Genomic DNA, 992 nt, shown 5'->3' on the forward strand with positions numbered 1-992 from the left:
GACCAGGTGCAGACTTTCTACCCGAGCCCGATGGCCACGGCCACGACGATGTACCACACCAACAAGAACCCGCTGCGCAAGATCACGCGCGACAGCGAAACGGTGGACATCGTGCGCGGCGAGCGCCGCCGCCGGCTGCACAAGGCTTTCTTGCGCTATCACGACCCCAACAACTGGCCGGTACTGCGCGAGGCGCTCAAAGCCATGGGCCGCGCCGATTTGATCGGCAACGGCAAGCACCACCTGATTCCGACCTTCCAGCCGATGACCGACGGCAGCTACACCAGCGCGCGGCGCAAGAACTCGACCGGCACGGCCACCACGGCGAAAGCCTCGCCAGTGGTTAAAGGCCGTTTGCTGACTCGCCACACCGGCCTGCCGCCGCTGGCGCAGGGCGCCGGCGGCAAGCCTGGTGGCCGCAAGGGCCGCTAGGCATTGCCAACGCAGATATTTTGAGAAAAAGGCTCCATTGGAGCCTTTTTTACGAGTGAAATCGACCTCAAACCCAATATAGACGGGCGCAAGCAGCTATTGAATTGATAGCGACGGAGTGCATGCAGCGGCGGCCTCGGCGTGCCCGGCTAAGCTTGGCGGGTGCTCCATCCCAACAATAGCCCAACAATATTTTCCCCAACGTGAATCCTTTTGCCAGCATGACCCCTCCTTGTAGCGATGCCGCGTTTTTGACGGCAKCCAAAGGAAATCTCATGTTCTATCGCAAAAATGTAGGGCCCAAGGAGCGTTGGGTGCGTGCCGTGTCCGGCGCCTTGATGGCCGCCTGCGGCCTGCTGGTGCTGGGTGTGACGCCACTTGGGTTGCTGGCAGTTTGCGCCGGCGTAGTCATAGCGCTGACAGGGCTGTTTGGCTTTTGCCCGGCTTGCGCCATGGTGGGCCGCAGGCTGCAAAACCGGGCCCGCAATGATGGCTATTGAAGCGGCGCTTTTTTCCGCGGCGCAGGCCGGTGACCCGGCCGCGCTGGCCTCGCTGCTGCG

The 992-nt window shown here is 62.5% G+C and carries 2 protein-coding genes; both read left to right on the forward strand.

All coding sequences use genetic code 11. The features are described from left to right. The coding region (locus AC1D0Z_RS22770; protein WP_477660403.1) for a DUF3362 domain-containing protein at window positions 1–432 on the forward strand (432 nt) is incomplete at its 5' end. Between the two features lie 275 nt (window positions 433–707). After that, window positions 708–932: a YgaP family membrane protein gene (locus tag AC1D0Z_RS22775; RefSeq protein ID WP_477660404.1), complete on the forward strand. Its 225-nt coding sequence runs from the start codon at window positions 708–710 to the stop codon at window positions 930–932. Window positions 933–992 lie beyond the last annotated feature (60 nt).

The sequence above is a fragment of the Polaromonas sp. P1_E3 genome (assembly GCF_056405935.1).